1 protein-coding gene is annotated in these 26,914 nt (G+C 70.0%); it reads left to right on the forward strand.

Translation table 11 applies throughout. From position 1 onward, the window contains the following. Positions 1 to 30 precede the first annotated feature (30 nt). Positions 31 to 26,814: a non-ribosomal peptide synthase/polyketide synthase gene (locus ACFTWF_RS16300; RefSeq protein WP_378462235.1), complete on the forward strand. Its 26,784-nt coding sequence runs from the start codon at positions 31 to 33 to the stop codon at positions 26,812 to 26,814. Positions 26,815 to 26,914: the final 100 nt, after the last annotated feature.

Consider the following 26,914-nt stretch of genomic DNA (forward strand, 5'->3'; position numbering starts at 1 on the left):
CCAAGGTCTTCTACCCGCTGGGGGAACGAGATGACGAGTGTGAATTCGCCGCAGCCGAATGACGGCGCCGACGGTGTGAGCGTTCCCGAAGGAGCCTTCCCGCTCTCCTCGGTGCAACGGAGCATGTGGTTCGCGCAGCAGTTGAGCCCCACGGTTCCCAAGTTCATCGCGCAGTACGTCGAGTTGCGTGGCGAGATCGACCTGGACCTGTTGAGCGAGGCGGCAGTGCGGGCCGGGCAGGAATTCCAGTCGCCGTTCCTGCGATTGCTCGACGTCGACGGGGAGCCGTACCAGGCTGTCGATTTCACGATCGACCCGTCGATCGGGTTCCTCGACTTCCGCGACGAACCGGAACCGATGGTGGCGGCGCAGGCGTGGATCGACGAGGACTACGCGACACCGCTCCGGCTGACCCGCGACCGTCTCGTCGAGATGAACGTCCTGCAGGTCGGTGAGCAGCACTACTTGTGGTACACCAGGATTCATCACGTCGCGCTCGACGGGTACAGCGGCATGACCATGGTGAATCGGATCGCGGCGCTGTACACGGCGGCGGTCGAGGGCACCGAACCCGATCCCAATCGCGCGCTGGATCTGCGCGAGCTGTACGAACTGGACCAGCGGTACCGGGCGTCGAGCCGCTTCGAGAACGACCGGAAGTACTGGGCGGAGCGCATTGTCGGTATCGAGCGCGGATCGACGCTGGCCACCCACGACGCGCCCGCGGCGGCGCAGAGCCGGCTCGAGAGCGCCAGGATCTCGGACGACGCCCTGGCCTTCCTCGGCGAATCGGACCAGCGGGTCGGCGCCACGTCGGCGGCCGTCCTCGTCGCCGGCTTCGCCTGCTACCTGTCCCGGATGACGGGCAGGCGGGACGTGCTCATCAACCTGCCGGTGTCGGCCCGCACCACTGCGCCGTTGCAGCGGTCCGGCGGCATGCTCGTCAACGTTGCCCCGCTGCGGATCACGGTCCGCCGCGAGGACACCGTGGCCGAACTCGTGCAGCGAGTGCAGCTGGAACTGATGGGCGCGCTCCGCCACCAACGGTGCAGCCTCGAGGACATCCGCCGCGACGCCGGACTCGCCGGCACCGCGGAGGGCCTTGCCGGGCCGATGGTGAACGTGATGCTGTTCCACCAGGCGTTCACGCTGGGCTCCGTCACCGGCGAGTACCACATCGTCACGTCCGGTCCGGTCGACGATCTGCTGGTCAACATCTATCAGGGCGGTGACGGCCAGACCCTGCTCGACTTCCGCGGCAACCCCAATCGGTACGGGTCCGAGGAGCTGCGCGCCCACCACCGCAGGTTCGTGGAGCTGATCGAGGAGTTCGTCACCGCGGATCCGCAGACGCGGACCGCGGACATCCACCCCGAGAGCGCCCGCCTCGGCGCCCGGTTCCTCGAGCGTCAGTCCCAGCTCGACTTCTGGACCCGGGAACTCGCGGGCCTGCCGGAGGTGACGGCGCTGCCGCTGGACCGGCCGCGTCCCGCCGAGCGGGCCGGCACCGGCGAGGTGGTCGGATTCGCCGTCGACGCGCAGGTACAACGCCGCGCGGCACTGCTGGCGGAGGATGCGGGCACCGGGATCTTCACCACCCTGCACGCCGCGCTGGCCATCCTGCTGGGTCGGCTGGGTGACACCGACGACGTCGTGATCGGAACACCGATCGTCGGGCGCGACCCGATCGACTCCGACGACCCGGACGCCGGCGCCTTCTTCAACAAGGCGGTCCTGCGGTCGCAGGTGGAGGGCGCGTCCTCGTTCACCGATCACCTGAGCCGGGTCCGGGACGCCGACCGGGCCGCGTTCGCGCGGGCGGCGCTGCCGTTCGACGATCTCGTCGCCGCCCTCGTCACCGAACCGGATCCGTCGCACGGACCGCTGTTCCAGGTGATGCTCGAATTCACCGACGGTGGGCACCCGCACGATTCGTCCGGGAACATCACGGTCAGCCCGATCCAGCGCGAACACCGCGCCCTGGGACTCGATCTCGTCTTCACCCTCACCGAATCGGAGACGGGTGGCATCAACGGCCGGCTTCGATTCGCCACGGACGTGTGGGACCGTGACAGCGCGGAGGCGCTCGCCGCACGATTCGTCCGCATCCTGCAGTCGGTGACGGCGGATCCCGGCGCACCTATCGGGGACATCGACCTCCTCGAGCAGTCCGAATATGCGGCGCTCGCGCCGGTCCGGGACGAACCCCCGGTGGAGGCGCGCACCCTTCCCGACCTGCTCCGCCGGGCCGTCGAGGCGGGCGGCGACGGAGACGCCCTCGTCTTCGAGGGCCGCACCCTGACCTATCCGGAACTCGACGCGGAATCGGACCGTCTCGCCCGCCTGCTGATCGGTCACGGCGTGGGGCCGGGTTCGGTTGTGGCGCTGGCGATCGCCCGTTCGATCGAGTCGGTGCTGGCCACGTGGGCGGTCGCGAAATCCGGTGCCGCGTTCGTGCCGGTCGACCCGAACTACCCGGCCGACCGCATCGAGCACATGCTCACCGACTCCGGTTCCGTCGTCGGTCTCACCGTCGCGGCCCATCGGTCGTCGCTGCCGGACATCACCCCGTGGCTCGTGATGGACGACAGGTCGTTCCGGCGGGATCTGGCGAAGCACACGCCCGGCGCCCTGACCGACGCCGACCGTCTCCGGCCGCTGCGGACCGCGGATCCGGCGTACCTGATCTACACCTCCGGTTCCACCGGCACCCCCAAGGGCGTCGTCGTCACCCACGTCGGTCTCGCGAATTTCGCCGAGGACGAGCGACAGCGGTTCGACGTCACCAGGGGATCGCGCACCCTGCACTTCTCGTCGCCCAGTTTCGACGCGTCCATCCTGGAACTGCTTCTCGCCGTGGGGGCAGGCGCCACAATGGTCGTGGCCCCGTCGACCGTGTACGGCGGCACCGAACTCGCGGACCTGTTGCGTCGTGAACGGGTGACCCATGCGTTCGTCACCCCAGCCGCCCTGGCATCCGTCGATCCCACCGGACTCGACCACATCCGGTGTGTCGTCACCGGCGGCGAGAGCTGTCCTCCTGCGCTGGTGGAACAATGGGCGCCCGGTCGGGTCATGTTCAACGCGTACGGTCCGACGGAGGCCACCGTCGTCGCGAGCGTCGCCGGACCGTTGACGGTCGGCGAGCCGGTGACGATCGGCCGCCCGTCCCGCGGTTGTGGTCTGCTGGTGCTCGATTCACGGTTGCATCCCGTCCCGACCGGGGTTCCGGGCGAGCTGTACATCACCGGCGACGGTGTGGCACGTGGGTACCACAACCGGTCGATTCCGACGGCGGAACGATTCGTCGCCGACCCCCACGGCGAGCCCGGCGAGCGGATGTACCGGACCGGCGACCTGGCCCGGTGGAACGCCGCCGGTCAGCTGGAATACCTGGGCCGCACCGACTTCCAGGTGAAGATCCGCGGGTTCCGCATCGAACTCGGTGAGATCGACGCCGTCGTCCGCTCGCACCCGAGTGTGGCGTTCGCGACCACGATCGGACGGACCGCACCGTCCGGCGACACGGCCCTGGTGACATACGTGCTGCCGGAGAACGGGGCGCAGATCGCCGTCGGTGACATCCTCGAGCACGCGGCGGCCGCGCTGCCCGCGCACATGGTGCCCGCCCGGGTCATGGTGCTCCTCGAGGTCCCGTTGACCCCCGCGGGCAAGCTCGACCGGAAGGCGTTGCCGGAGCCTCAGTTCGAGGCCACGTCCACCGTCTACCGGGCGCCGGTCACCCCGACCGAGATGCAGATCTCGGAGGTGTTCGCGACCCTCCTGGGCGTCGAGCGCATCGGCGTCGACGACAGCTTCTTCGACCTGGGCGGCGACTCCCTCGTCGCGACCCGCGTGGTGTCCCGGGTCAACACTGCCTTGAGCACGGAGATCGGGGTGCTGGATCTGTTCGAGGCGCCCAGCGTCGCGTTGCTCAGCGCCCGCGTCGACGCCCTCGGTCCCCGCGTCTCCGCCCGCCCCGTCCTCGCACCGCGGGCCGGTTCCGGCCCGGTGCAGGTGTCCCTCGCGCAGCAGCGCATGTGGTTCATCAACCAGCTCGACACGGCGTCGCCCGCCTACAACATTCCCGTCGCCATCCGGTTGCGCGGCACGCTGGACGTGGACGCGTTGCGGACCGCGGTCAGTGACGTCCTCACTCGGCACGAGTCGCTGCGGACGGTGTTCCCGAACACCCCCAACGGTCCCATCCAGGTGGTTCTGCCCGTCGCCGAGGTGACCCCTCGGCTCGACGCGATCGAGGTCGCCGAGAACGAGCTCGAGTCCCGCCTGATCACCGACGCCGCCGCCGGTTTCGACGTCACCGTCGAGCCGCCGATCCGGGCGGAGCTCTACCGGACCGCGACCGACGATCACGTGCTCGTGTTCGTGGTCCACCACATCGCCGCCGACGGTCTGTCGATGACCCCGCTGACCCGTGACGTGATGGTGGCCTATCACGCCCGCGCCGCCGGCGACGCCCCGCAGTGGGCGCCACTCGAGGTGCAGTACGCCGATTTCGCGGTGTGGCAGCGTGAACTGCTCGGTTCCCCCGACGACCCCACCAGCCTCCTCACCCGGCAGCTGGCGTTCTGGGCGCGCACCCTCGACGGCGCGCCGGAGGTCATGGACCTGCCGACCGACCGTCCCCGCCCGGCCCGGCAGTCGATGATCGGCGCCACCGCCGACTTCACGATCCCGGCCCGCATCCACGCCGCGCTGCTCGAGATCGCGGGCGCCCACGACGCCAGCCTGTTCATGGTGGTGCACGCGGCGCTCGCGGTCCTGCTGTCCCGGTCGAGCGGATCGTCCGACGTGTCGATCGGCTCGCCGGTCTCCGGTCGCGGCGAACGGCAACTCGACGACGTCGTCGGAATGTTCGTCAACACGGTGGTGCTGCGCACCACCGTCGACCCGGACCGCAGCTTCCCCGAGATCCTCTCGCACACCCGTTCCGTCGATCTCGAGGCGTTCAGCAACACCGATCTCCCGTACGAGCGGCTCGTCGACGAACTGAAACCGACTCGCTCCGAGGCGCATTCGCCGCTGTTCCAGGTGATGCTCGTGCTGCAGGGGTTCGCGAACACCCGGCTCGAACTGCCCGGGCTGGACGTGGAGGTCGAGGCGCTCGAGACCGGCGCCGCCAAGTTCGATCTGCAGGTCATTCTCACCGAGCACACCGAGGACTCCGGGGCCCCGGGCGCCATCGACGTCCAGTTCTCCTATGCCTCCGAGTTGTTCGACCCGCCGACGATGACGGCCCTGGCCGAACGGTTCGTCACCCTGCTGGAGACGATCACCGCCCGGTCGAACGTGAAGGTCGGCGACATCGACCTGATCGGCGCGGCCGAGACCCAGCGGATGCTCGAGCAGTGGATCGACACCGACGTCGCGGTTCCCGCGTCGGCGACCCTCGTCGACCTGTTCGAGGCGCAGGTGGCGCGGACGCCCGATGCCGTGGCCATCGTGTTCGCCGAGGAAGAACTGCTGTACGCGGAATTCGATGCCCGCGCCAACCGGTTGGCACGCGAACTCCTCGCCCGGGGAGTCGGGCCCGAATCCCGGGTCGCCGTGGCCCTGCGCCGTTCGCTCGAATTGATGATCGCCATCTATGCGGTGGAGAAGACCGGAGCGGCGTACGTTCCGCTCGACCCCGACCACCCGGCCTCGCGGATCGCGTACGTGATCGAGAGTGCCGAACCCGCGTGCGTTCTCACCGCCTCCCGCGACCGGTGCGAGGGGGTCGACGGTTCGGCCGCCCCGGTGATCGAGATCGACACCCTCAACCTGTCGCGCCGCGCGAGCACCCCGATCACCGACGCCGAGCGGGGCGGTCGGATCCACCCCGACTCGACCGCGTACGTCATCTACACGTCCGGATCGACGGGCAGGCCGAAGGGCGTCGCCGTCAGCCACCGGGCGATCGCGAACCGGTTGCTGTGGATGCAGGACACGTACCGGCTGGACCACACGGACGTGGTGCTGCAGAAGACGCCTGTGACGTTCGACGTCTCGGTGTGGGAACTGTTCTGGCCCCTCGAGGTCGGAGCGCGGCTCGTCCTCGCCGCACCGGACGGTCACCGCGACCCCACCTACCTGTCCCACATCATCGCCGATCACCAGGTCACCACCATGCACTTCGTGCCGTCGATGCTGGCGGTGTTCACGGCCGGCGCCGAACCGGACCTGTGCGGTTCGCTGCGCCAGGTGTTCTGCAGCGGTGAGGCCCTCCCGCCCGCCACCGCCGACAGTTTCCGGGAATTCGGTTCCGCGGCACTGCACAACCTGTACGGGCCGACGGAGGCCGCGGTCGACGTCACCTACTGGGAGTGCACCGAGGGCGACCGGGCCTCGGTGCCGATCGGCGCCCCCGTGTGGAACACCCAGGTCTACGTCCTCGACTCCCGCCTGCACCCGGTGCCGGTCGGAGTGCACGGCGAGCTGTATCTCGCCGGTGTGCAGTTGGCCCGCGGTTACGTGGGCCGCAGCGATCTGACGTCGGACCGGTTCGTGGCGAACCCGTTCGGGGCACCGGGACAGCGGATGTACCGCACCGGCGACGTCGTCCGGTGGCGCGCCGACGGCAACATCGAATACATCGGCCGCCGCGACTTCCAGGTCAAGCTCCGCGGCCAGCGCATCGAACTCGGCGAGGTCGAGGCGGCGGTGCTGGCGCACCCGTCGGTGGCGCAGGCGGTCGTGACGGTGCACCGTAGCGAGGCCACCGGCGAGAGCCTCGTCGGGTACGTGATCCCCGTGGCCGGGGCCGACATCGACACCGCCGTCGTGCGCGACGCGGCGGCCGAGGCGTTGCCCGCGTACATGGTGCCGACCCGCATCATCGTGCTGGACCGGTTCCCGCTCGGCGCCACCGGCAAGCTGGACCGGGGCGCTCTGCCAGAGCCGGAGTTCCTCAGCCCGTCCGCGGAATTCGTGACCCCGCGCAACCCGATCGAGGAGATTCTCGCCTCGATCTTCGCGGATCTGCTCGACGCACCCCGAATCGGCGTGTATGACAGCTTCTTCGACCTCGGCGGCAACTCGCTGGTGGCGACCCGGCTGGTGGCGCGGGTCAACGCCGCGCTGGGCAGCCGGATCGGTGTCCGCGAGATCTTCGACGCCCCGACCGTCGCCGCACTCGCGGCCCGGATCGAATCGGAGGCCGTCCACAACGCGGAACGTCCGCCCCTGGTCGCCGGGGTCCGCCCCGACCGTCTGCCGGTGTCGCTGGCCCAGAAGCGGATGTGGTTCATCAACCAGTTCGACCTCGATTCCCCGGCCTACAACATCGCGCTCGCGGTGCGGTTGACCGGCGACCTCGACGAGGACGCGATGCAGGACGCCGTCGCCGACGTGATGGACCGGCACGAGTCGCTGCGCACCCGGTTCCCGATGGTGGAGGGCGAACCGCTCCAGGTGATTCTGCCGACCGAGGACGTGGTGCCGGACCTGTCGCCGGTCGATACGACGGAAGAGGAACTGCCCGAGCACATCTCGCGTCTCGCGGGCGCCGGATTCGACGTCACCGTGTCGGTGCCGGTGCGCGCCGCCCTGTTCCGCACCGATCCCGGCGAGCACGTGCTCGTCATCGTCGTCCACCACATCAGCGCGGACGGCTTCTCCATGGCCCCGCTCGCCCGGGACGTGATGACCGCCTACGCGGCCCGCACCGGGGGACAGGCCCCGGACTGGACGGCCCTGCCCGTGCAGTACGCCGACTTCGCCTTGTGGCAGCACCGGGTGCTCGGCAATGCCGACGACCCGGACAGCCTGCTCGCCGCCCAACTCGACTACTGGACGCACACCCTCGCCGGGCTTCCGGAACTCTTGGCGCTGCCCACGGACCATCCCCGCCCGACGCAGCAGTCGATGCGCGGCGGGATCCACTCGTTCAGCATCGACCCGCAGATCCACAGCCGGCTGATCGCGACTGCCCGCGAACACAATTCGAGCGTGTTCATGGCCGTGCACGCCGCGCTGGCCGTGCTGCTGGCCCGGCTCGGCGACACCGACGATGTCGCGGTGGGCACACCCATCGCCGGCCGCGGCGACGCCGCACTCGACGACATGGTCGGCATGTTCGTCAACACCCTGGTGCTGCGCACCCCGGTCGAACCGTCCGGCACGTTCACCGAACTGCTGTCCACGGTCCGCGACACCGACCTGAACGCCTTCCACCACGCCGATCTGCCGTTCGAGCGGCTGGTCGACGCGATCTCACCCGAACGTGCCACGTCGCATTCGCCGCTGTTCCAGGTGGTGCTCGAATTCCGCAACAACGAGCGGCCGCGGCTGGAGCTGCCCGGACTGACCGTCACCGGCCTCGACCTGGCCACGGACATCTCGAACTTCGACCTGCAGCTCACCCTCACCGAGGAATTCGGGGTGTCGGGGGAGCCCGCGGGTATTTCCGCGGCCTTCACGTACGCGGCGAGTCTGTTCGACGCGTCCACGATCGCCGGATTCGCCGACTACCTGCAGCGGATCTTCGACGCGGTCACGTCCGAACCGGGAATGGCGGTAGGTGACATCGACCTGATGGTGGCGTCGGAACGCGCGGCCCTCACCCCGGTGATGGACGGGCCGGACGCGGAACCGCGGACGCTGCCCGAACTGCTCGCGGCCGCGGCGTCCGTCGATCCCAAGGCGGCGGCCCTGTCGTACGAGGGCCGGGAAGTGCAGTACCGGGAACTCGACGAGCGGTCGAACCGTCTCGCCCGGCTGCTGATCGGGCGCGGTATCGGCCCGGAGTCGGTGGTCGCGCTGGCGATGGCACGCTCGCCCGAGTCGGTGCTGTCGTTGTGGGCGGTGGCCAAGACCGGTGCCGCGTTCGTCCCGGTCGACCCGAACTATCCGACCGACCGGATCGTCCACATGCTCAGCGACTCCGGCGCCGCCCTCGCGCTCACCGTCGCCGAATTCCGTCCCACGCTGCCGGAATGCACGTCCTACGTGGTGGTCGACGCACCCGGTTTCGACGAAGAGGTCAGCGCCCACTCCGCCGCCGTCGTCACCGACGCGGACCGCACCCACCCGCTCGCACTGGAGAACCCGGCCTACCTGATTTACACGTCCGGGTCCACCGGCACCCCGAAGGGCGTCGTCGTCACGCACCGCGGTCTCGCGAACTTCGCCACCGACGAACGCGTGCGGTTCGGGGTCACCCCGCGGTCGCGCACGCTGCACTTCTCGTCACCGAGCTTCGACGCGTCCATCCTCGAACTGCTGCTCGCGGTCGGGTCCGGCGCGACCATGGTGATCGCCCCGGCGTCCGTCATCGGCGGCACCGAACTCGCCGACGTGTTGCGCGAGGGCCGGGTCACGCACGCCTTCATCACCCCGGCCGCGATGGCGTCCGTGGACCCCGCGGGCCTCGACCTGCTCGAGTGCGTCGCCACCGGCGGCGACGTGTGCCCGCCGGAACTGGTGGCGCAGTGGGTGACCGGCGGCAGGCGCATGTTCAACGCCTACGGCCCCACCGAGGCGACCGTGGTGTCGAGCGTGACGGGACCGATGCTGCCCGGCGAGGGAGTCACCATCGGCCGCCCGCCGATGGGAACCGGGGAGATGGTGCTCGATTCCCGCCTGCATCCGGTGCCGAGCGGGGTGACCGGCGAACTGTACGTCACCGGCTCGGGTCTGGCCCGCGGATACAAGGACCGGGCGGGCACCACCGCGGAGCGGTTCGTCGCCAACCCGTACGGCGGCCTCGGCGCCCGCATGTACCGGACCGGTGACCTGGCCCGGTGGAACGGCGCCGGCCAGCTGGAGTACCTGGGCCGCAGCGACTTCCAGGTGAAGATCCGCGGCTTCCGCATCGAGCTCGGCGAGATCGAGACGGCCCTCACCCGGTATCCGGGCGTCGCCCGGTCGGTGGTGTCGGCCCATCAGGGCAGCACCGGCGCCAACCGCCTCGTCGGCTACCTCGTTCCCACGGCAGGTGCGGAACTGGATCCGGAGGCGGTCCTCGACTTCGTCGGCGGATTCCTCGCCCCGTACATGGTGCCGTCCGCTCTGATCGTCCTCGACGAGTTGCCGCTGACCCCGGCGGGCAAGCTGGACCGCCGCGCGCTGCCCGAGCCCGATTTCGGTGCCCGGGTGTCGACGGGCCGCGCCCCGGTCTCGGAGATGGAAGCGGTGCTGGCCGGACTGTTCGCGGAGGTCCTCGGACTCGAATCCGCCGGGGTGGAGGACTCGTTCTTCGCGCTCGGCGGCGACAGCATCATGTCGATCCAGTTGGTGGCCCGCGCGAAGGCCGCCGGGGTGGTGCTCACCCCGCGGGACGTGTTCGAGGCCAAGACCGTTGCCGGCCTCGCCGCGGTCGCATCCTGGGTGGGCGCCTCCGACATCGTGGTGCTCGACGAACTGCCCGGCGGCGGGGTCGGCGACATGCCGACCACCCCGATCACGAAGTGGCTGCTCGAGCGCGGCGGCGAGTTCAACCGGATGTCGCAGTCGGCGCTGCTGACGGCGCCGCCGAACCTCCGCGACCTCGAACCGCTCATCGGCACGTTCCAGGCCGTCCTCGACCGGCACGACATGCTCCGCGCGCAGTTGATGGTCTCCGCGGAGGAATCGCATCTCGCGGTCCGGCCGATCGGATCCGTCGAGGCGTACGACCGGATCCGCCGGGTCGCGGTGTCCGCGGCCCCGGGAACCCCCGCGTTCGCGGCTGCCGTCATCGCGGACCTCGACGCCGCGCTGGACCGGCTCGATCCCGCCGCCGGGGTGATGGTGCAGGTGGTGTGGTTCGACGCCGGGGAGGCCGGCGGCCGCCTGCTGGTGGTGGCGCACCACCTCGTCGTCGACGGCGTGTCGTGGCGCATCCTCGTGCCCGACCTCGCGACCGCGTGGGCGCAGATCTCGGCGGGCCAGGAACCGGTCCTCGACCAGGTCGGCACGTCCATGCGCCGGTGGGCGCACGGACTGGTCGACGAGGCGGCGGACCGGGCGGGCGAACTCGACCTGTGGCAACGCATCCTCGACTGCGAGGACCCGCTGGTCGGCAGCCGCCCGCTCGACCCCGACGTCGACGTGAACGCCACGGTCGGCCGCGTCACCGTGCAACTCCCCGCGGACGTGAGCGAGGCCGTGCTCACGGCCCTGCCGGAGGCGATCCACGGCAGCGTGAACGACGGACTGCTCACCGCACTCGCGATGGCGGTCACCCAGTGGCGGCGCACCCGCGGCCACACCCTGCAGGGTAGGCCTGTCGACGGGACGCTGGTCAGCCTCGAAGGCCACGGTCGTGAGGACCAGGTGGTGCCCGGCGCCGATCTGGGTCGCACGGTCGGCTGGTTCACGGCGATGTTCCCGGTGCGTCTGGACCTGTCGGGCATCGATCTCGGCGATGCCTTCGACGGCGGCAAGGCCGCCGGCTCCGCGATCAAGGCGATCAAGGAACAGTTGCTCGCGATCCCGGACCACGGCATGGGGTACGGCATGCTGCGCTACCTCAACGAGGACACGGCACCGCTTCTCGCGGCCCGTTCGCTGCCGCAGATCAGTTTCAACTACCTCGGGCGTTTCGCCGCCGACCTGTCGGAGGCGGCGACCCGGGCGGGGTGGACGCCGACCGGCGAGGTCGACATGGACCGCGCCCAGGACCTCGACACCCCGGTGACGTCGGCCATCGACGTCAACGCCGTCACCACCGAGGTGGAGGACCGGCCCCAGCTCCGGGCCACCTGGGCCTACGCGGCGGGAGTCCTCACCGTCGCCGACGTGCGGGAACTCGCCGAACTGTGGGTGCAGGCGCTGACGGCGCTCACGACCTATGCGGCCCGCCCCGACGCCGGCGGTGTGACCCCGTCCGACCTCGAACTGGTGACCCTGGACCAGGACGCCATCGACCGCATCGAGTCGCGCTTCCCGGCGCTGGCCGACATCTGGTCGCTGTCGCCGCTGCAGTCGGGACTGCTCTTCCACGCTCTGCTGGCGGACGAGTCGATCGACTCGTACACCGTGCAGATGACGCTCGAACTGAGCGGCGCCGTCGCGTCCCGCCTGCGGGTCGCCGGACAGGCTCTCCTCGACCGGCACGCGAACCTGAGGGCGTCGTTCGTCTACGACGAGGGCGGCACCCCGGTCCAGGCTGTCCACCGGTACGCGGAACTGCCGTGGACGGAGATCGACCTGTCCGACCTCGACGAGGAGGCCCGCGAGGCGGAGATCACCCGACTCGTCGACACGGACCGGTTCCGTGGATTCGACATGGCCACCCCGCCGCTGCTGCGGTTCATGCTGATCCACGTCGGCGCGGACGAGCAGCGGCTGATCGTCACGAATCACCACATCCTGCTCGACGGCTGGTCGATGCCGCTGCTCATCCGCGACCTCCTGACCCTGTACGCCACGGAGGGCGACGCCACGGCGCTGCCGCGGGTGCACCCGTACCGGGACTACCTCGCCTGGATGTCGCATCGCAGCACCGAGGACTCCCTCGGGGTCTGGCAGCGGGCCCTCGCCGGGGTGGAGGAGCCGACGCTGCTCGCGCCGGCCGACGCCGCGGTCGCGAGCGACGCGCAGGCGAGCGAACTGCTCGTCGAACTCGACGTGGACCGCACCGATCAGCTGAGCGTGCTCGCACGCGAGCACGGCCTGACCCTCAGCACCCTGATCCGCACCGCGTGGGGAATCGTGCTGGGCGGCATGATCGGCCGGTCCGACGTGGTGTTCGGCGGGACGGTGTCGGGCCGGCCGCCGCAGATCGCGGGCATCGAGTCGATGGTGGGTCTGTTCATCAACACCCTGCCCGTGCGGGTCACCCTCGATCCGCGAGAGACGCTGGGGGAGCTGCTCGAAAGAGTGCAGGGTGAGCAGGCGGCGTTGCTCGATCACCACTACGTCGGTCTCACCGACATCCAGTCGGTGGCGGGCGCAGGCGCGGGCTTCGACACGCTGACCGTCTTCGAGTCCTACCCCGTCGACCGGGAGGGACTGACCGAGCAGACCGACATCGCCGGCATGCACGTCCTCGACGTACACGACAGCGCCAACGCCGCGCACTACCCCCTCGCGCTGATCGCCTCGGCACACGAGCATCTGCAGCTGAAGCTCGAGTACTTCCCGGAACTGTTCGACCGGGCGGCCGTCGAGCGCATCGGCGACCGGATGGTCCGTGCGCTGATCGCGCTCGCCGAACGGCCCGGGATGCGGCTCGCGCAACTGCGGCTGCTCACCGACGAGGAGGAGACCGAACTCGTCCCGGTGCGGGGCAGGCCCGGTCGCTCGGAGCGGACACTGCCGCAGATGTTCACCGAGACCGCCGCCGCGGCGGGCGACGCGACCGCCCTCGTGTTCGGCGACCAGCGGATGTCGTACCGGGAACTCGACGAACGTTCGAACCAGCTCGCGCGCCTGCTCATCGGCCGCGGAGTCGGGCCGGAAGACGTCGTGGCACTGGGTATTTCCCGGTCCATCGAATCGGTGCTCGCGGTCTGGTCGATCACCAAGACGGGCGCCGCGTTCGTTCCGGTCGACCCGAACTACCCGCGCGAGCGCGTCGAGCACATGCTCACGGATTCCGGCGCCACGTTCGGTGTGCGGGTCGGCGCCGATCGCGACCGACTGCCCGCGACGGTCACCTGGCTGACCCTCGACGACACCGAGACCGACTCGGCCGCGCGGGAGTTGCCGGCCGTGCCGGTCACCGACGACGAGCGCGTCGTTCCGCTGCGGTTCGCCCACCCGGCGTACGTCATCTACACGTCCGGGTCCACCGGCACCCCGAAGGGCGTGGTGGTCAGCCACCGCGGCCTCGACAACTTCGCGGAGGAGCAGCGCGCCCGCTACTCCACGGGGCCGTCGTCGCGGACCATGCACTTCTCGTCGCCGAGTTTCGACGCCTCGATCCTCGACTACCTGCTGCCGTTCGCCGTCGGCGCGACCATGGTGATCGTGCCGCCGACCGTGTACGGCGGTGAGGAACTCGCGGACGTGATCCGCAGCGAGGGCATCACCCACGGATTCATCACCCCGGCGGCGCTGGCCTCCGTCGACCCCGAGGGTCTCGAGGTGTTCCAGAACGTGGTGGCCGGCGGCGAGGCCGTCCCACCGGAACTCGTGACCCGGTGGGCGCCGGGCCGCAAGCTGTTCAACGGTTACGGTCCCACCGAGACCACCATCATGGCCAACATCAGCGACCCCCTCGAGGTGGGCGAGACGGTCACCATCGGCGCCCCCGTCCGCGGCGTCGCCGAGGTGATTCTCGACGCCCGGCTGCAACCGGTGTCCGTCGGGGTGGCCGGCGAGCTGTACATCACCGGCGAGGGCCTGGCCCGCGGGTACCACGCCCGCCTCGGCCTGACCAGCGAACGTTTCGTCGCCAACCCGTACGGCGAGCCCGGTGACCGGATGTACCGCACCGGCGACCTGGCACGGTGGCGGTCCGATCACACCGTCGAGTACCTGGGCCGCACCGACTTCCAGGTGAAGATCCGCGGGTTCCGCATCGAACTCGGCGACATCGACAGCGCGCTCGCCGGGCACCCGGCCGTCGCGTTCGCCGTCACCCTCGGCCGCCCCGGGCCTGCCGGCGACACCGTCCTCGTGTCGTATGTGCTGCCGGAGTCGGGCACGGTGCTCGAGCCGCCGGAGCTCAAGGAGTGGACCGGGAACCTGCTGCCCGCGCACATGGTGCCGTCCAGCATCATGATCCTCGACGACATCCCGCTCACCCCGGTCGGCAAGCTCGACCGGGCGGCGCTGCCCGAACCGCAGTTCCTGCCCACGACCGACGACTTCCGGCCGCCGTCGACGGTGCTCGAACACACCATCGCCGACGTCGTCACCACCGTCCTCGGCATCGAACGCGTCGGCATCGACGACAACTTCTTCGACATCGGCGGCAACTCGCTCATCGCGACCCGGGTGGCCGCGCGCCTGACCGCGGAACTGGACACCGACATCGGCGTCCGCACCCTGTTCGAGGCGCCGACGATCCACCTCCTGGCGCGCCTGATCGAGTCGACGGCGTTCGCCCCGGCCCACGACGGCGACCACGCGCGGATTCCGCTCGGACCGATGCCGCGGCCCGACCACGTCCCGGTGTCGCTGGCGCAGAAGCGGATGTGGTTCCTCAACCAGTTCGACACCTCCTCCGCGGCCTACAACATTCCCCTGGCCGTGCGGCTCACCGGACACCTGGACGTGGAATCGCTGCGCGCGGCGGTGACGGACGTGTTCGTCCGCCACGAATCGCTGCGGACGGTGTTCCCGTCCCACGACGGGGAACCGACCCAGGTGGTGCTCTCGCCCGGGCAGTGGACACCGAACCTCGAGATCACCGGGGTGTCCGAGGACGAACTGCGCGAACACATCGCCGCTCTCGCGACCGCCGGTTTCGACGTGACGGCCGACGTGCCGATGCGGTCGGCGCTGTTCGCGCTCGCCCCCGACGACCACGTGCTGGTCATCGTGGTCCACCACATCTGCGCCGACGGCTTCTCGCTGACCCCGCTGGCCCGCGACGTTATGACGGCGTACGCGGCCCGCATCGCGGGCAGTGCGCCGCAGTGGAACCCGCTGTCGGTGCAGTACGCCGATTACACCCTGTGGCAGCTCGAAACGCTGGGCAGCGAGAGCGACGGCGAATCGCTGATCTCCCAGCAGCTCCGGTACTGGACGGATCAGCTGGCGGATCTGCCCGAGCTGCTGCAGTTGCCGGCGGACCGGGCGCGGCCCGTCCAGCAGTCGTTCCGCGGCGCTCAGGTCGATTTCACGGTTCCCGCGGACGTGCACCGGGCACTGTCGGCGCTGGCGCGCAAGCACAACTCCACCATGTTCATGGCCGTGCACGCCGCCCTGTCGGTGCTGCTGTCGGCGTTGACGTCCACCGAGGACATCGCGGTCGGCACCCCGATCGCGGGACGCGGCGACGCCGCCCTCGACGACATGGTCGGCATGTTCGTCAACACCCTGGTGCTGCGTAGCGCCGTCGACCCTGCGGAGGGTTTCGGCGCCCTCGTCGATCAGGTGCGGGCCACGGACCTCGCCGCGTTCCACCACTCGGACCTGCCGTTCGAGCGGCTCGTCGACGTCCTCGCGCCGGAGCGTTCCACCGCGCACTCGCCGCTGTTCCAGGTGATGCTCGAGTTCCGGAACAACGAGACCCCGCGGCTGGAGCTTCCGGAACTCACCGCGGCCGCCGTCGATTTCGACCTCGAGGTCGCCAAGTTCGATCTGCAGCTCAGCGTCGAGGAAGGGTTCGACGCGGACGGGGTGGCGTCGGGCATCACCGCGTCGTTCATCTTCGCCACCGATCTGTTCGACGCCGGCACCGTCCGCACGTTCGCGGACCGGTTCCTGCGGATCCTCGGCGCCGTCACCGCCGACCCGCAGGCTCCGGTCGGCGACATCGTGATCACCGACGCCGCGGAGCGGTCGGCGATGGCGCTCGAATGGAACACCGCCGGCGTCGACGCGGGCCGCGACACCCTCGCGGACCGGTTCGCGCAGAGCGTGGCCCGGTTCCCGGACGCCACCGCGGTGACGTCGGAGGACGTGGCACTGACCTACGCCGAACTCGACGCCCGCTCGAACCGGCTGGCCCGCCTGCTCATCTCCCAGGGGGTGGGCCCGGAAACGCTGGTGGCCGTGGCACTCCCACGCACCTGCGACCTGATCATCGCCCTGCTCGCGGTGATCAAGTCCGGCGGCGGCTACCTGCCCGTCGACATCACGTACCCGGCGGACCGGCTGGCGTTCGTGTTCGAGGACGCGGCACCGAACTGCGTCATCACCACGACGGGGGATGTCTCCGCCCTGCCGGATTCGGAGACCCCGGCGGTGCTCCTCGACGATCCCGAGACCACCGCGGACCTGGCGCAGCAGTCGCCGGCGGCGATCTCCGACGCCGACCGGGTGGCCCCGCTCGAGGCTTCCTCGGTGGCGTACGTCATCTACACCTCCGGTTCGACGGGCCGCCCGAAGGGTGTGGTCGTCTCGCACCGGAACGTGCTGACGCTGTTCGCGAACACCCAGCCGCTCTACGGGTTCGAGGAGAACGACGTGTGGACGATGTTCCACTCGTACGCGTTCGACTTCTCCGTGTGGGAGCTGTGGGGGCCCCTGCTGTTCGGCGGGCGACTCGTCGTCGTCGACTTCTACACGGCGCGGTCGCCGGAGATGTTCCACGAACTGCTCCGCAACGAGCAGGTCACCGTCCTCAACCAGACCCCGACGGCGTTCTACCAGCTCGCCGAGACCGACCGCATCGTCTCGGAGATCGACGTGAACGCCGCGGCACTGGCATTGCGGTACGTGATCTTCGGTGGTGAGGCGCTCGACCTCGGTCAGCTCGGCCGGTGGTACTCGCGGCACGACGACACCGCCCCGACCCTCGTGAACATGTACGGCATCACCGAGACCACGGTCCACGTCAGCTACCTCGCCCTGGACCGCGCCTTCGCGGAATCCGCTTCGGCCAGCGTGATCGGCCGCGGAATCGCGGGCCTGCACGTGCACGTCCTCGACCGCCGCCTGCACCCGGTTCCCCCGGGCACGATCGGGGAGATGTACGTCTCCGGTGATCAGGTGACCCGCGGCTACCTCGGCCGGGCCGCGCTCAGTTCCACCCGGTTCGTGGCCGACCCGCTCCGGCCGGGCGCCCGGATGTACCGCACCGGCGACCTCGCGCGGTGGAACACCGACGGTCAGCTGGAGTACCTGGGCCGCAGCGACTTCCAGGTGAAGATCCGCGGTTTCCGCATCGAACTCGGTGAGATCGAATCGGCGTTGCTCCGTTACCGGGGCATCGCCCAGGCCGTCGTCCTCACCCGCGACGACGGGCACGGCGGGCACCGGCTGATCGGGTACGTGGTTCCGGAATCCGGTGCCACCGTCGAGGTCTCCTCCGCCCTCGAATTCGTGGGCACCCAGCTCACCTCGTACATGGTGCCCGCGACCCTCGTGGTGCTGGACGCCCTGCCGCTGACGAGCAACGGCAAACTGGACCGTCGCGCGTTGCCGGAGCCCGACTTCGGGGCCCGGGTCTCGGCGGGACGCGCCCCGGCCACGGAGATGGAAACCGTCCTCGCCGGACTGTTCGCGGAGGTCCTCGGACTCGACTCCGTCGGTGTGGAGGACTCGTTCTTCGCGCTCGGCGGCGACAGCATCATGTCGATCCAGCTGGTGGCCCGGGCGAAAGCGGCCGGGGTGGTCCTCACCCCGCGGGACGTGTTCGAGGCCAAGACCGTCGCCTCCCTCGCCGAGGTCGCATCGTGGGCCGGTGCCGCCGACGTGGTGGTGCTCGACGAACTGCCCGGCGGCGGGATCGGTGAGATGCCGCTCACCCCGATCACCGCGTGGCTGCTCGAACGCGGCGGCGACTTCCGCCGCTACACCCAGACCGCGCTGCTCTCCCTGCCCGCAGCGGCCGACGAGGACCTGCTGAAGCGCACGATCGCGGCCGTCGTCGATCACCACGACATGCTGCGGGCGCGCCTGCTCGGCGCCGCACCGCAGTGGCGGATCGAGGTGCAGGCCCCCGGAGCGGTCGCCGTGGACGACGTGCTGCACCGGGTCGAGGTCCCGTCGGTGGTGGGGTCCGCGTTCGCGGAGACCGCCACACGCGAACTCGATTCGGCCGCAGGGCGACTGGACCCCGAGGCCGGGGTGATGGTGCAGATGGTGTGGTTCGACGCCGGCGTCGAGGGCGGCCGGTTGCTGGTCGTGGCCCACCACCTGGTGGTCGACGGTGTGTCGTGGCGGATCCTCGTCCCCGACCTGGCGACCGCCTGGGCGCAGGTCTCCGCCGGTCAGGAACCGACGCTGGAGCCGGTCGGCACGTCGATGCGGCGCTGGTCGCACGGACTCGTCGACGCGACCCGCGAGCGCGGCAGCGAGATCGAATTGTGGCGGCGGGTGCTCGAGGCCGACGACCCGCTCATCGGATCGCGGCCCCTCGACACCGAGATCGACGTGGCGGGGACCGTCGAGAAGATCACCGTCGAGGTGCCCGCCGAGGTCACCGATTCGCTGCTGACCCGTGTTCCCGAGGCGTTCCACGGCGGCGTCAACGACGGCCTGCTCACCGCGCTGGCGCTGGCGCTGGCGCAGTGGCGGCGCGGTCACGGCGACTTCACCCGCGAGTCGCTGGTCAGCCTCGAGGGCCACGGCCGGGAGGACCAGGTTCTGCCGGGCGCCGATCTGGGCCGCACCGTCGGCTGGTTCACGGCCATGTTCCCGGTGCGCCTGGACCTGTCCGGCGTCGACCTCGACGACGCGTTCGCCGGGGGCGCGGCCGCCGGTGCCGCGATCAAGGCGATCAAGGAACAACTGCTCGCCATCCCCGACCACGGCATCGGCTACGGCATGCTCCGCTACCTGGACCCCGACAGCGCCGATCAGCTGCGGGCGCTCGCGAAGCCGCAGGTCACGTTCAACTACCTGGGCCGGCTGGGCGGCGCGACGTCCACGGACGTCCATGGTCACGGCTGGGTTCCGGTGACGGACACCAAACTCGACGACATCCCCGCCTCCGACATCCCGGTGGCGTCGGCGCTCGACATCAACGCCGTCACCGGGACCGGACCCGACGGCAACCGGCTGCGGGCCACGTGGGCATTCCCGACCGGGGTCCTCACCCCGTCCGAGGTGCGCACCCTCGCCGACCTGTGGGTGCAGGCGCTCACCGCGCTGACCACCCACGTCGCGCGGCCCGACGCAGGCGGTGTCACCCCGTCCGACCTGGACCTGGTCACGCTCGACCAGGACGCGATCGACCGGCTCGAGGCCCGGTTCCCGGCGCTGTCGGACATCTGGTCGCTGTCCCCGCTGCAATCGGGGCTGCTGTTCCACGCCCAGTTCTCCGACGCCACCGTCGACCCGTATCTCGTGCAGCTGGCGCTGAAGCTGCGCGGGGACGTGAACCCCGACCGGCTCCGCCGGGCCGGGCAGGCACTGCTGGACCGGCACCCCAACCTGCGGGCCGCCTTCGTCCACGACAGTGCCGGCGCTTCCGCCCAGATCATCCAGCAGCACGTCACGCTGCCGTGGTCGGAGTTCGACCTCTCGGCCCTCGACGCCGACGCGACCGCCCGCGAATACGACGCCGTCATGGCGCGGGACCGGTCGGTGAAATTCGACATGGCGAACGCGCCGCTGCTGCGCCTCGCCCTGGTCCGGCTGACCGACCAGGACTATCGGCTGGTCCTGACCAACCACCACATCCTGCTCGACGGCTGGTCGACTCCGCTCGTGATCCGCGACCTGCTGACGCTCTACGCCACGGACGCCGACGCAAGTCTGCTGCCCCGGGTGCACTCCTACCGCGACTACCTGTCGTGGATGAAGCGGCACGACACCACCGACTCCCTCGACGCCTGGCGCACCGCGCTCGACGGCGCCGAGGAGCCGACCCTGCTTGCCCCGTTGGAGCGGGGCGAGGCGCACTCCGTCGTCGCGGAGGAAACCGCGTTCACCCTGTCGGAGGAGCAGACCACCCGCCTGCGGGACCTGAGCCGGGAACGGGGCCTCACCCTCAACACCGTCGTCCAGACGGCGTGGGGAATCGTGCTGGGCGGCCTGGTCGGCCGGTCCGACGTGGTATTCGGTGGGACGGTGTCGGGCCGGCCGCCGCAGATCGCGGGGATCGAGTCGATGGTGGGTCTGTTCATCAACACCCTGCCGGTGCGCGTGGTCCTCGACCCCTGGGAGACGCTGGGGGAGTTGCTCGAACGGGTGCAGGGTGAGCAGGCGGCGTTGCTCGATCACCACTACGTCGGTCTCACCGACATCCAGTCGGCGGTCGGCGGCGGCGGCGCCTTCGACACGCTGACCGTCTTCGAGTCGTACCCGGTCGACGAGGCGGGACTGACGGAGCAGACGGACATCGCCGGCATGTTCGTCACCGGGATCGACGGCAAGGACTCCGCGCACTACCCCCTCGCCGTCGTCGCGTCCGGTGACGCGCGGCTGAACTTCAAGTTCGAATACCTTCCCGAGGTGTTCGAGGTGAGCGAGATCGACGAGATCGCGGATCGGCTGCAGCGGGTGCTCGACGCGCTCGCGGACCGGCCCGAGATTCCGCTGGCCCACATGCAGCTGCTCACCGAGGCCGAACTCGCCGAGTTCGCCCCGGTCCGCGGCCGCCCCGGGTTCTCCGTCCGCACACTGCCGCAGATCTTCGAGGACGCCGCGGCGCTGGATCCCAACCGCACGGCGCTCACGTTCGAGGGCCGCAACGTGTCCTACCGGGAACTCAACGAGCGGTCCAACCAGCTCGCCCGGGTTCTCATCTCTCGCGGCGCCGGTCCGGAGACGTTCGTCGCGCTCGGCATCCCGCGATCGATCGAGTCGGTTCTCGCCGTGTGGGCGGTGGCCAAGACGGGCGCCGCGTTCGTTCCCGTGGACCCGAACTACCCGATGGACCGCATCGAGCACATGCTCACCGATTCGGGCGCCACGATCGGGCTCACCATGGCCGCGTACGAGAAGTCGCTGCCCGACTCGGTGCCGTGGCTGCAGCTCGACTCACCCAAGTTCGAGAAGGCGTGCCAGGCGAAACCGGCTCTGCCGGTGGCCGATTCGGATCGGCGGTCGCCGATCAGCCTCGACAACGCCGCCTACATCGTCTACACGTCGGGTTCGACGGGCAAGCCGAAGGGCGTCGTGGTCACCCACGAGGGCCTCGACAACTTCGCCGAGGACCAGCGCCAGCGGTTCGCCGCCGCGCAGACGTCGCGCACCCTGCACTTCTCGACGCCCAGCTTCGACGGGTCGGTGTTCGAGTATCTGCAGGCGTTCGGGGTCGGCGCCACCATGGTGATCGCGCCGCCCACCGTGTACGGCGGGGCGGAACTGGCAGAGCTGATCAGGTCGGAGCACGTCACCCACGCGTTCGTCACCACCGCGGCGCTGTCCACGGTGGACCCGGCGGGGCTCGACGAGTTCCAGCACGTCGTGTTCGGCGGCGAGGCGTGCCCGCCGGAACTGGTCACCCGCTGGGCGCCCGGCCGGCAACTGTCGAACGCGTACGGCCCCACCGAGACCACGGTGATGGCGAACATCAGCGACCCGATGACGGTGGGAGATCCCATCACCCTCGGCGGCCCGATCCGCGGCGTCGGTGAACTCGTCCTCGATTCACGGCTCCAGCCGGTGCCCGTCGGCGTTCCCGGCGAGCTGTACATCACCGGCGCGGGTCTCGCCCGCGGCTACCACCGGCGTCCGGAACTGAGCAGTCAGCGGTTCGTCGCCAACCCGTTCGGGGAGGCGGGGGAGCGGATGTACCGCACCGGTGACATCGTCCGGTGGCGCACCGATCACACCGTCGAATACGTGGGCCGCAGCGACTTCCAGGTGAAGATCCGCGGGTTCCGCATCGAACTCGGCGAGATCGACAACGAGATCGCCGCGTTCCCCGGGGTCAGCTTCGCGGCGACCCTCGGTGTTCCCGGCCCGTCCGGCGACACGGTCCTGGTGACCTACCTGCTGCCCAACCCGGCGGACGGCGTCGATGCCGGCGAGTTGACCGCGCACCTGTCGACCCGGCTCCCGGCGCACATGGTGCCGACGAGCATCATGTTCCTGGACGAGATCCCGTTGACTCCGGTGGGCAAACTGGACCGGTCGGCGCTGCCCGCACCCGAATTCCACGTCACCACCACGGAGTTCCAGCCGCCGACCAACGACCTCGAACGCACGATCGTGGAGATCTTCGCGGACGTCCTCGGCATCGAGCGGATCGGCATCGACGACAACTTCTTCGATCTCGGCGGCAACTCGCTGGTCGCCACCCGCGTCACGGCACGGTTGCGGGACGCGCTCGACACCGACATCGGTGTCCGCGCCCTGTTCGAAGCCCCCGACGTCCGGTCGCTGGCAGAACGGGTCGGCGACAGCGTGAGGGGCGGCGCCCGCCCGGCACTCGCACCGGTCGAGCGCCCCGAGGCGATTCCACTGTCGCTGGCGCAGAAGCGGATGTGGTTCCTCAACCAGTTCGACACGTCCTCACCCGCCTACAACATCCCGTTGGCCGTCCGGTTGACCGGAACCCTGGACGAGGACGCCCTGCGGCTGGCCATGGCCGACGTCCTCGAGCGCCACGAGACGCTGCGCACCGTCTTCCCGACGGTCGACGGCGAACCGACCCAGCGGATCCTGGCCGCCGCCGACGCCCGACCGGACGTCGAGACGGTCGCGGTGGCAGCGGACGAACTGCCGCGGCACATCATGGATCTGGTGTCGCGCGGATTCGACGTCAGCACCGACGTCCCGGTCCGGGCGGCCCTGTTCCGGACCGCGCCCGACCATCACGTGCTGACGATCGTGGTGCACCACATCTGCGCGGACGGTTTCTCCCTGGCGCCGCTCGCCCGCGACGTGATGGTGGCCTACACGTCCCGGCTCGGCGGCGACGGCCCGCAGTGGAATCCGCTGGACGTCCAGTACGCGGACTACACGCTGTGGCAGCACGCCGGACTCGGCTCGGAAAACGATCCCGAGTCGATGATCAACCGGCAGTTGCGGTTCTGGTCGGAGACCCTTGCGGGGTTGCCGGACGTCATCCAGCTGCCGACCGACCGGCCCCGTCCCATCCAGCAGACGTTCGAGGGGGATCGGGTCGAGTTCGCGATCGACGCCGACCTCCACCAGCGGCTGACGGCGCTGGCCCGGGCCAACAACGCGACCATGTTCATGGCCGTCCACGCCGCGCTCGCCGTGTTGCTGGCACGGCTCGGCAGCACCGACGACGTGGTCATCGGCACCCCCGTTGCCGGGCGCGGTGAGGCCGCACTCGACGACATGGTCGGCATGTTCGTCAACACGCTGGTCCTGCGGAACCGGATCGATCCGGCCACGACGTTCACCGAACTGGTCCAGCGGATCCGGGAGACCGATCTCGCCGCGTTCGCGCACTCGGACCTGCCGTTCGAGCGGCTCGTCGAGGAACTCAACCCCACCCGGTCCACGTCGTATTCACCGCTGTTCCAGGTGGCCCTCGAATTCCAGAACAACGAGAACCCGACTTTGGAACTGCCCGACCTGCGGGTCGAGAACGTGGACCTCGAAACCAAGGTGGTGAAGGAAGACCTGGAGGTGATCCTGGCCGAGCGGTTCGACGAGGACGGCGCGCCCGCGGGCATCGCCGGCGGACTCGACTTCGCGGTCTCGCTCTTCGACTCCGGCACGGCCCGCTCCATCGCGGACCGCTTCGTCCGGATCCTCACGGCCGTCGTCGCCGACCCGGACCGGTCGATCGGCACCCTCCCGCTGCTCGACGACGCGGAGATCGACGAGATGGTGCCCGCCCGCGGCAAGCCCGACGTGCGCCCCGAGGTGTGGCCGGACCTGCTGACGGCGGCCGCGGCCCTCGACCCCGATTCGGTGGCGCTGTCGTACGAGGAGCGGCAGGTCACGTACCGCGAACTCGACGAGTGGTCCAACCGGCTGGCGCGGGTCCTGTGTGACCACGGTGTCGGACCGGAAACCTTCGTGGCCATCGGCATGCCCCGGTCCATCGAGGAAGTGGTGTCGATCTGGTCGGTGGCCAAGTCGGGTGCCGCGTTCGTGCCCGTCGACCCCACCTACCCGCGGGACCGCATCGACTACATGCTCACCGACTGCCGGGCATCGGTGGGTCTGACCGTCGCCGACCGCCGCGACAACCTGCCCGACACGGTGCCGTGGCTGGTGCTCGACGACCCCGCGTTCGCCGAGCAGGTCGCGGGTGTGTCCTCGGCGCCGGTCACCGACGCCGACCGCACCACCCCGCTGCATCTCGCGCACCCGGCGTACCTGATCTACACGTCGGGATCGACCGGAAAGCCGAAGGGCGTCATCGTCACTCACCGCGGCATGGCCAACCTCACCGCGGAGGAGCACGAGCGGTTCCAGGTCACGCACGACTCCCGGGTGTCGCACCTCGCGTCCCCCAGTTTCGATGCGTCGATCTTCGAGCTGATGATGGCGTTCGGCGCATCGGCCCGGGTCGTGATCGTGCCGCCCACCGTCTTCGGTGGCACCGAGCTGGCGGATCTGTTCCGGCGCAACGCGGTCACGCACGCGTTCATCACACCCACCGCGCTGTCGTCGATCGAGGACGTGGGGCTCGAGTCGCTCCGGGTGCTCGCGGTGGCCGGCGAGGCCTGCCCGCCGGAGCTGGTGGAGATCTGGGGTGCGCACCGCAACATGCACAACGGGTACGGGCCCACGGAGACGACGATCCAGGCGAGCGTCAGCGCCCCGATGCGTCCGGGCGGGGTCGTGAACATCGGCGCACCCGCGCTGGGGTTCGGTTCGCTGGTCCTCGACGAGCGCCTGCAGCCTGTCCCGGCCGGCGTTCCCGGCGAGCTTTACATCACCGGACCGGGACTGGCACGCGGGTACCACAACAGGTCGGCGCTGACGTCGGAACGCTTCGTCGCCTGCCCATATGGGGAGCCCGGCCGCAGGATGTACCGCACCGGTGACGTAGTGCGCTGGCGCGGCGACCACACCATCGAGTACATCGGCCGCACCGACTTCCAGGTGAAGGTCCGCGGATTCCGCATCGAACTCGGTGAGATCGACGCCGTCCTCGCCCGCCATCCGGCGGTCGCGTTCGCGGCCACCATCGGCCACACGGGGCCGTCCGGCGACACGCTCCTCGCGTCCTACGTGCGGGCAGCCGACGGGCACGATCTCGAGCCGGCCGAGCTGCGCACCCACGCGGCGGACCGCCTGCCCGCCCACATGGTGCCGTCCGCGGTGGTGATCCTCGACCAGATCCCGATGACGCCGGTCGGCAAACTCGACCGCAAGGCGTTGCCCGCGCCCGAGTTCGGCACCACCGGCGCCGCGTTCCGGGCTCCGACCACGGCGACCGAGCGGATCATCGTCGAGGCCTTCGCCGAGGTACTGGGCGTCGACCGGGTCGGCACCGCCGACAGCTTCTTCGACCTCGGCGGCAACTCGATCGTCGCCACCCGGGTGATCACCGTGTTGCAGGACCGTCTCGGACGGCAGATTCCGTTGCAGTCGATGTTCCTGGACCCGACCCCCGCGGGCCTGGCTCTGCGGGTGGAGGCGGACGATGCGGCCGGGTCGCCGGTCGACGAGGCGCTCGGCACGGTCATCCCGCTGCGACCGACGGGCGACGAGCCGCCGCTGTTCTGCATCCATCCCGGGATCGGTCTGTCGTGGGGGTATGCGGGTCTGCTGCAGCACCTCTCGCAGGACCGTCCGGTGTTCGGCCTGCAGTTGCCGGTCATCGGCGGCGGCCCGACGTTCGACTCGATCGAGCAGCTCGCGCACCGGTACGTGCTGGAGATGCGCAAGGTGCAGAGCCACGGGCCCTACCACCTGCTGGGGTGGTCGCTCGGCGGTGTCATCGCGCATGCGATGGCCGTCGAACTGCGGCGCGAGGGCGAGACCGTGGCGACGCTGGCCGTCATGGACAGCTACGTGGCGAACGAGGCAGACCAGGGACCGGGCACCCTCACGGTGCCGGAGCTGCTGCACGGTCTCGGGCTCGACCTCGAGTCCGTCTCCGGCGAGGAACTCACCTACGAGCGGGCCGTCGAGTTGCTGGACGACGCGTTCGGGCAGAAGACCGGTCTGACCCCGCAGCACCTCGAGCGGATCAGTGCCGGATTCACGAACTCCTCACGGATCATGAGCACCTTCAGGCCCCAGGTGTTCGACGGCGATCTGCTGTTCTTCACCGCCGCCGGATCGGCGTCCACGGACGAGCATTCACCCGAGGAATGGCGGAGTTCCGTCACCGGAGACATCCGGGAAGTCAAGATCGAATGCGAACACAATCAGATGATCGAACCCGAGGTCCTGGCCGTGGTGGGGCCGGTTCTGGAGGACTATCTGCGGACGCACTGACCCCCTTCCGGTTGCGGAGGGCCCGCCCCGTATCTCATTGACGTAACGGGCGGGCCCGGATCCCGATATCTCCTGCGAACTCGGTAACAATCGATCTCTA

Source organism: Rhodococcus sp. NPDC056960, assembly GCF_042674125.1.
GTDB lineage: Bacteria > Actinomycetota > Actinomycetes > Mycobacteriales > Mycobacteriaceae > Rhodococcus_F.

Bases quoted from the DNA above. Each gene is read 5' to 3' on its own strand.
- ACFTWF_RS16300 (WP_378462235.1), top strand. From the start codon at position 31: ATGACGAGTGTGAATTCGCCGCAGCCGAATGACGGCGCCGACGGTGTG.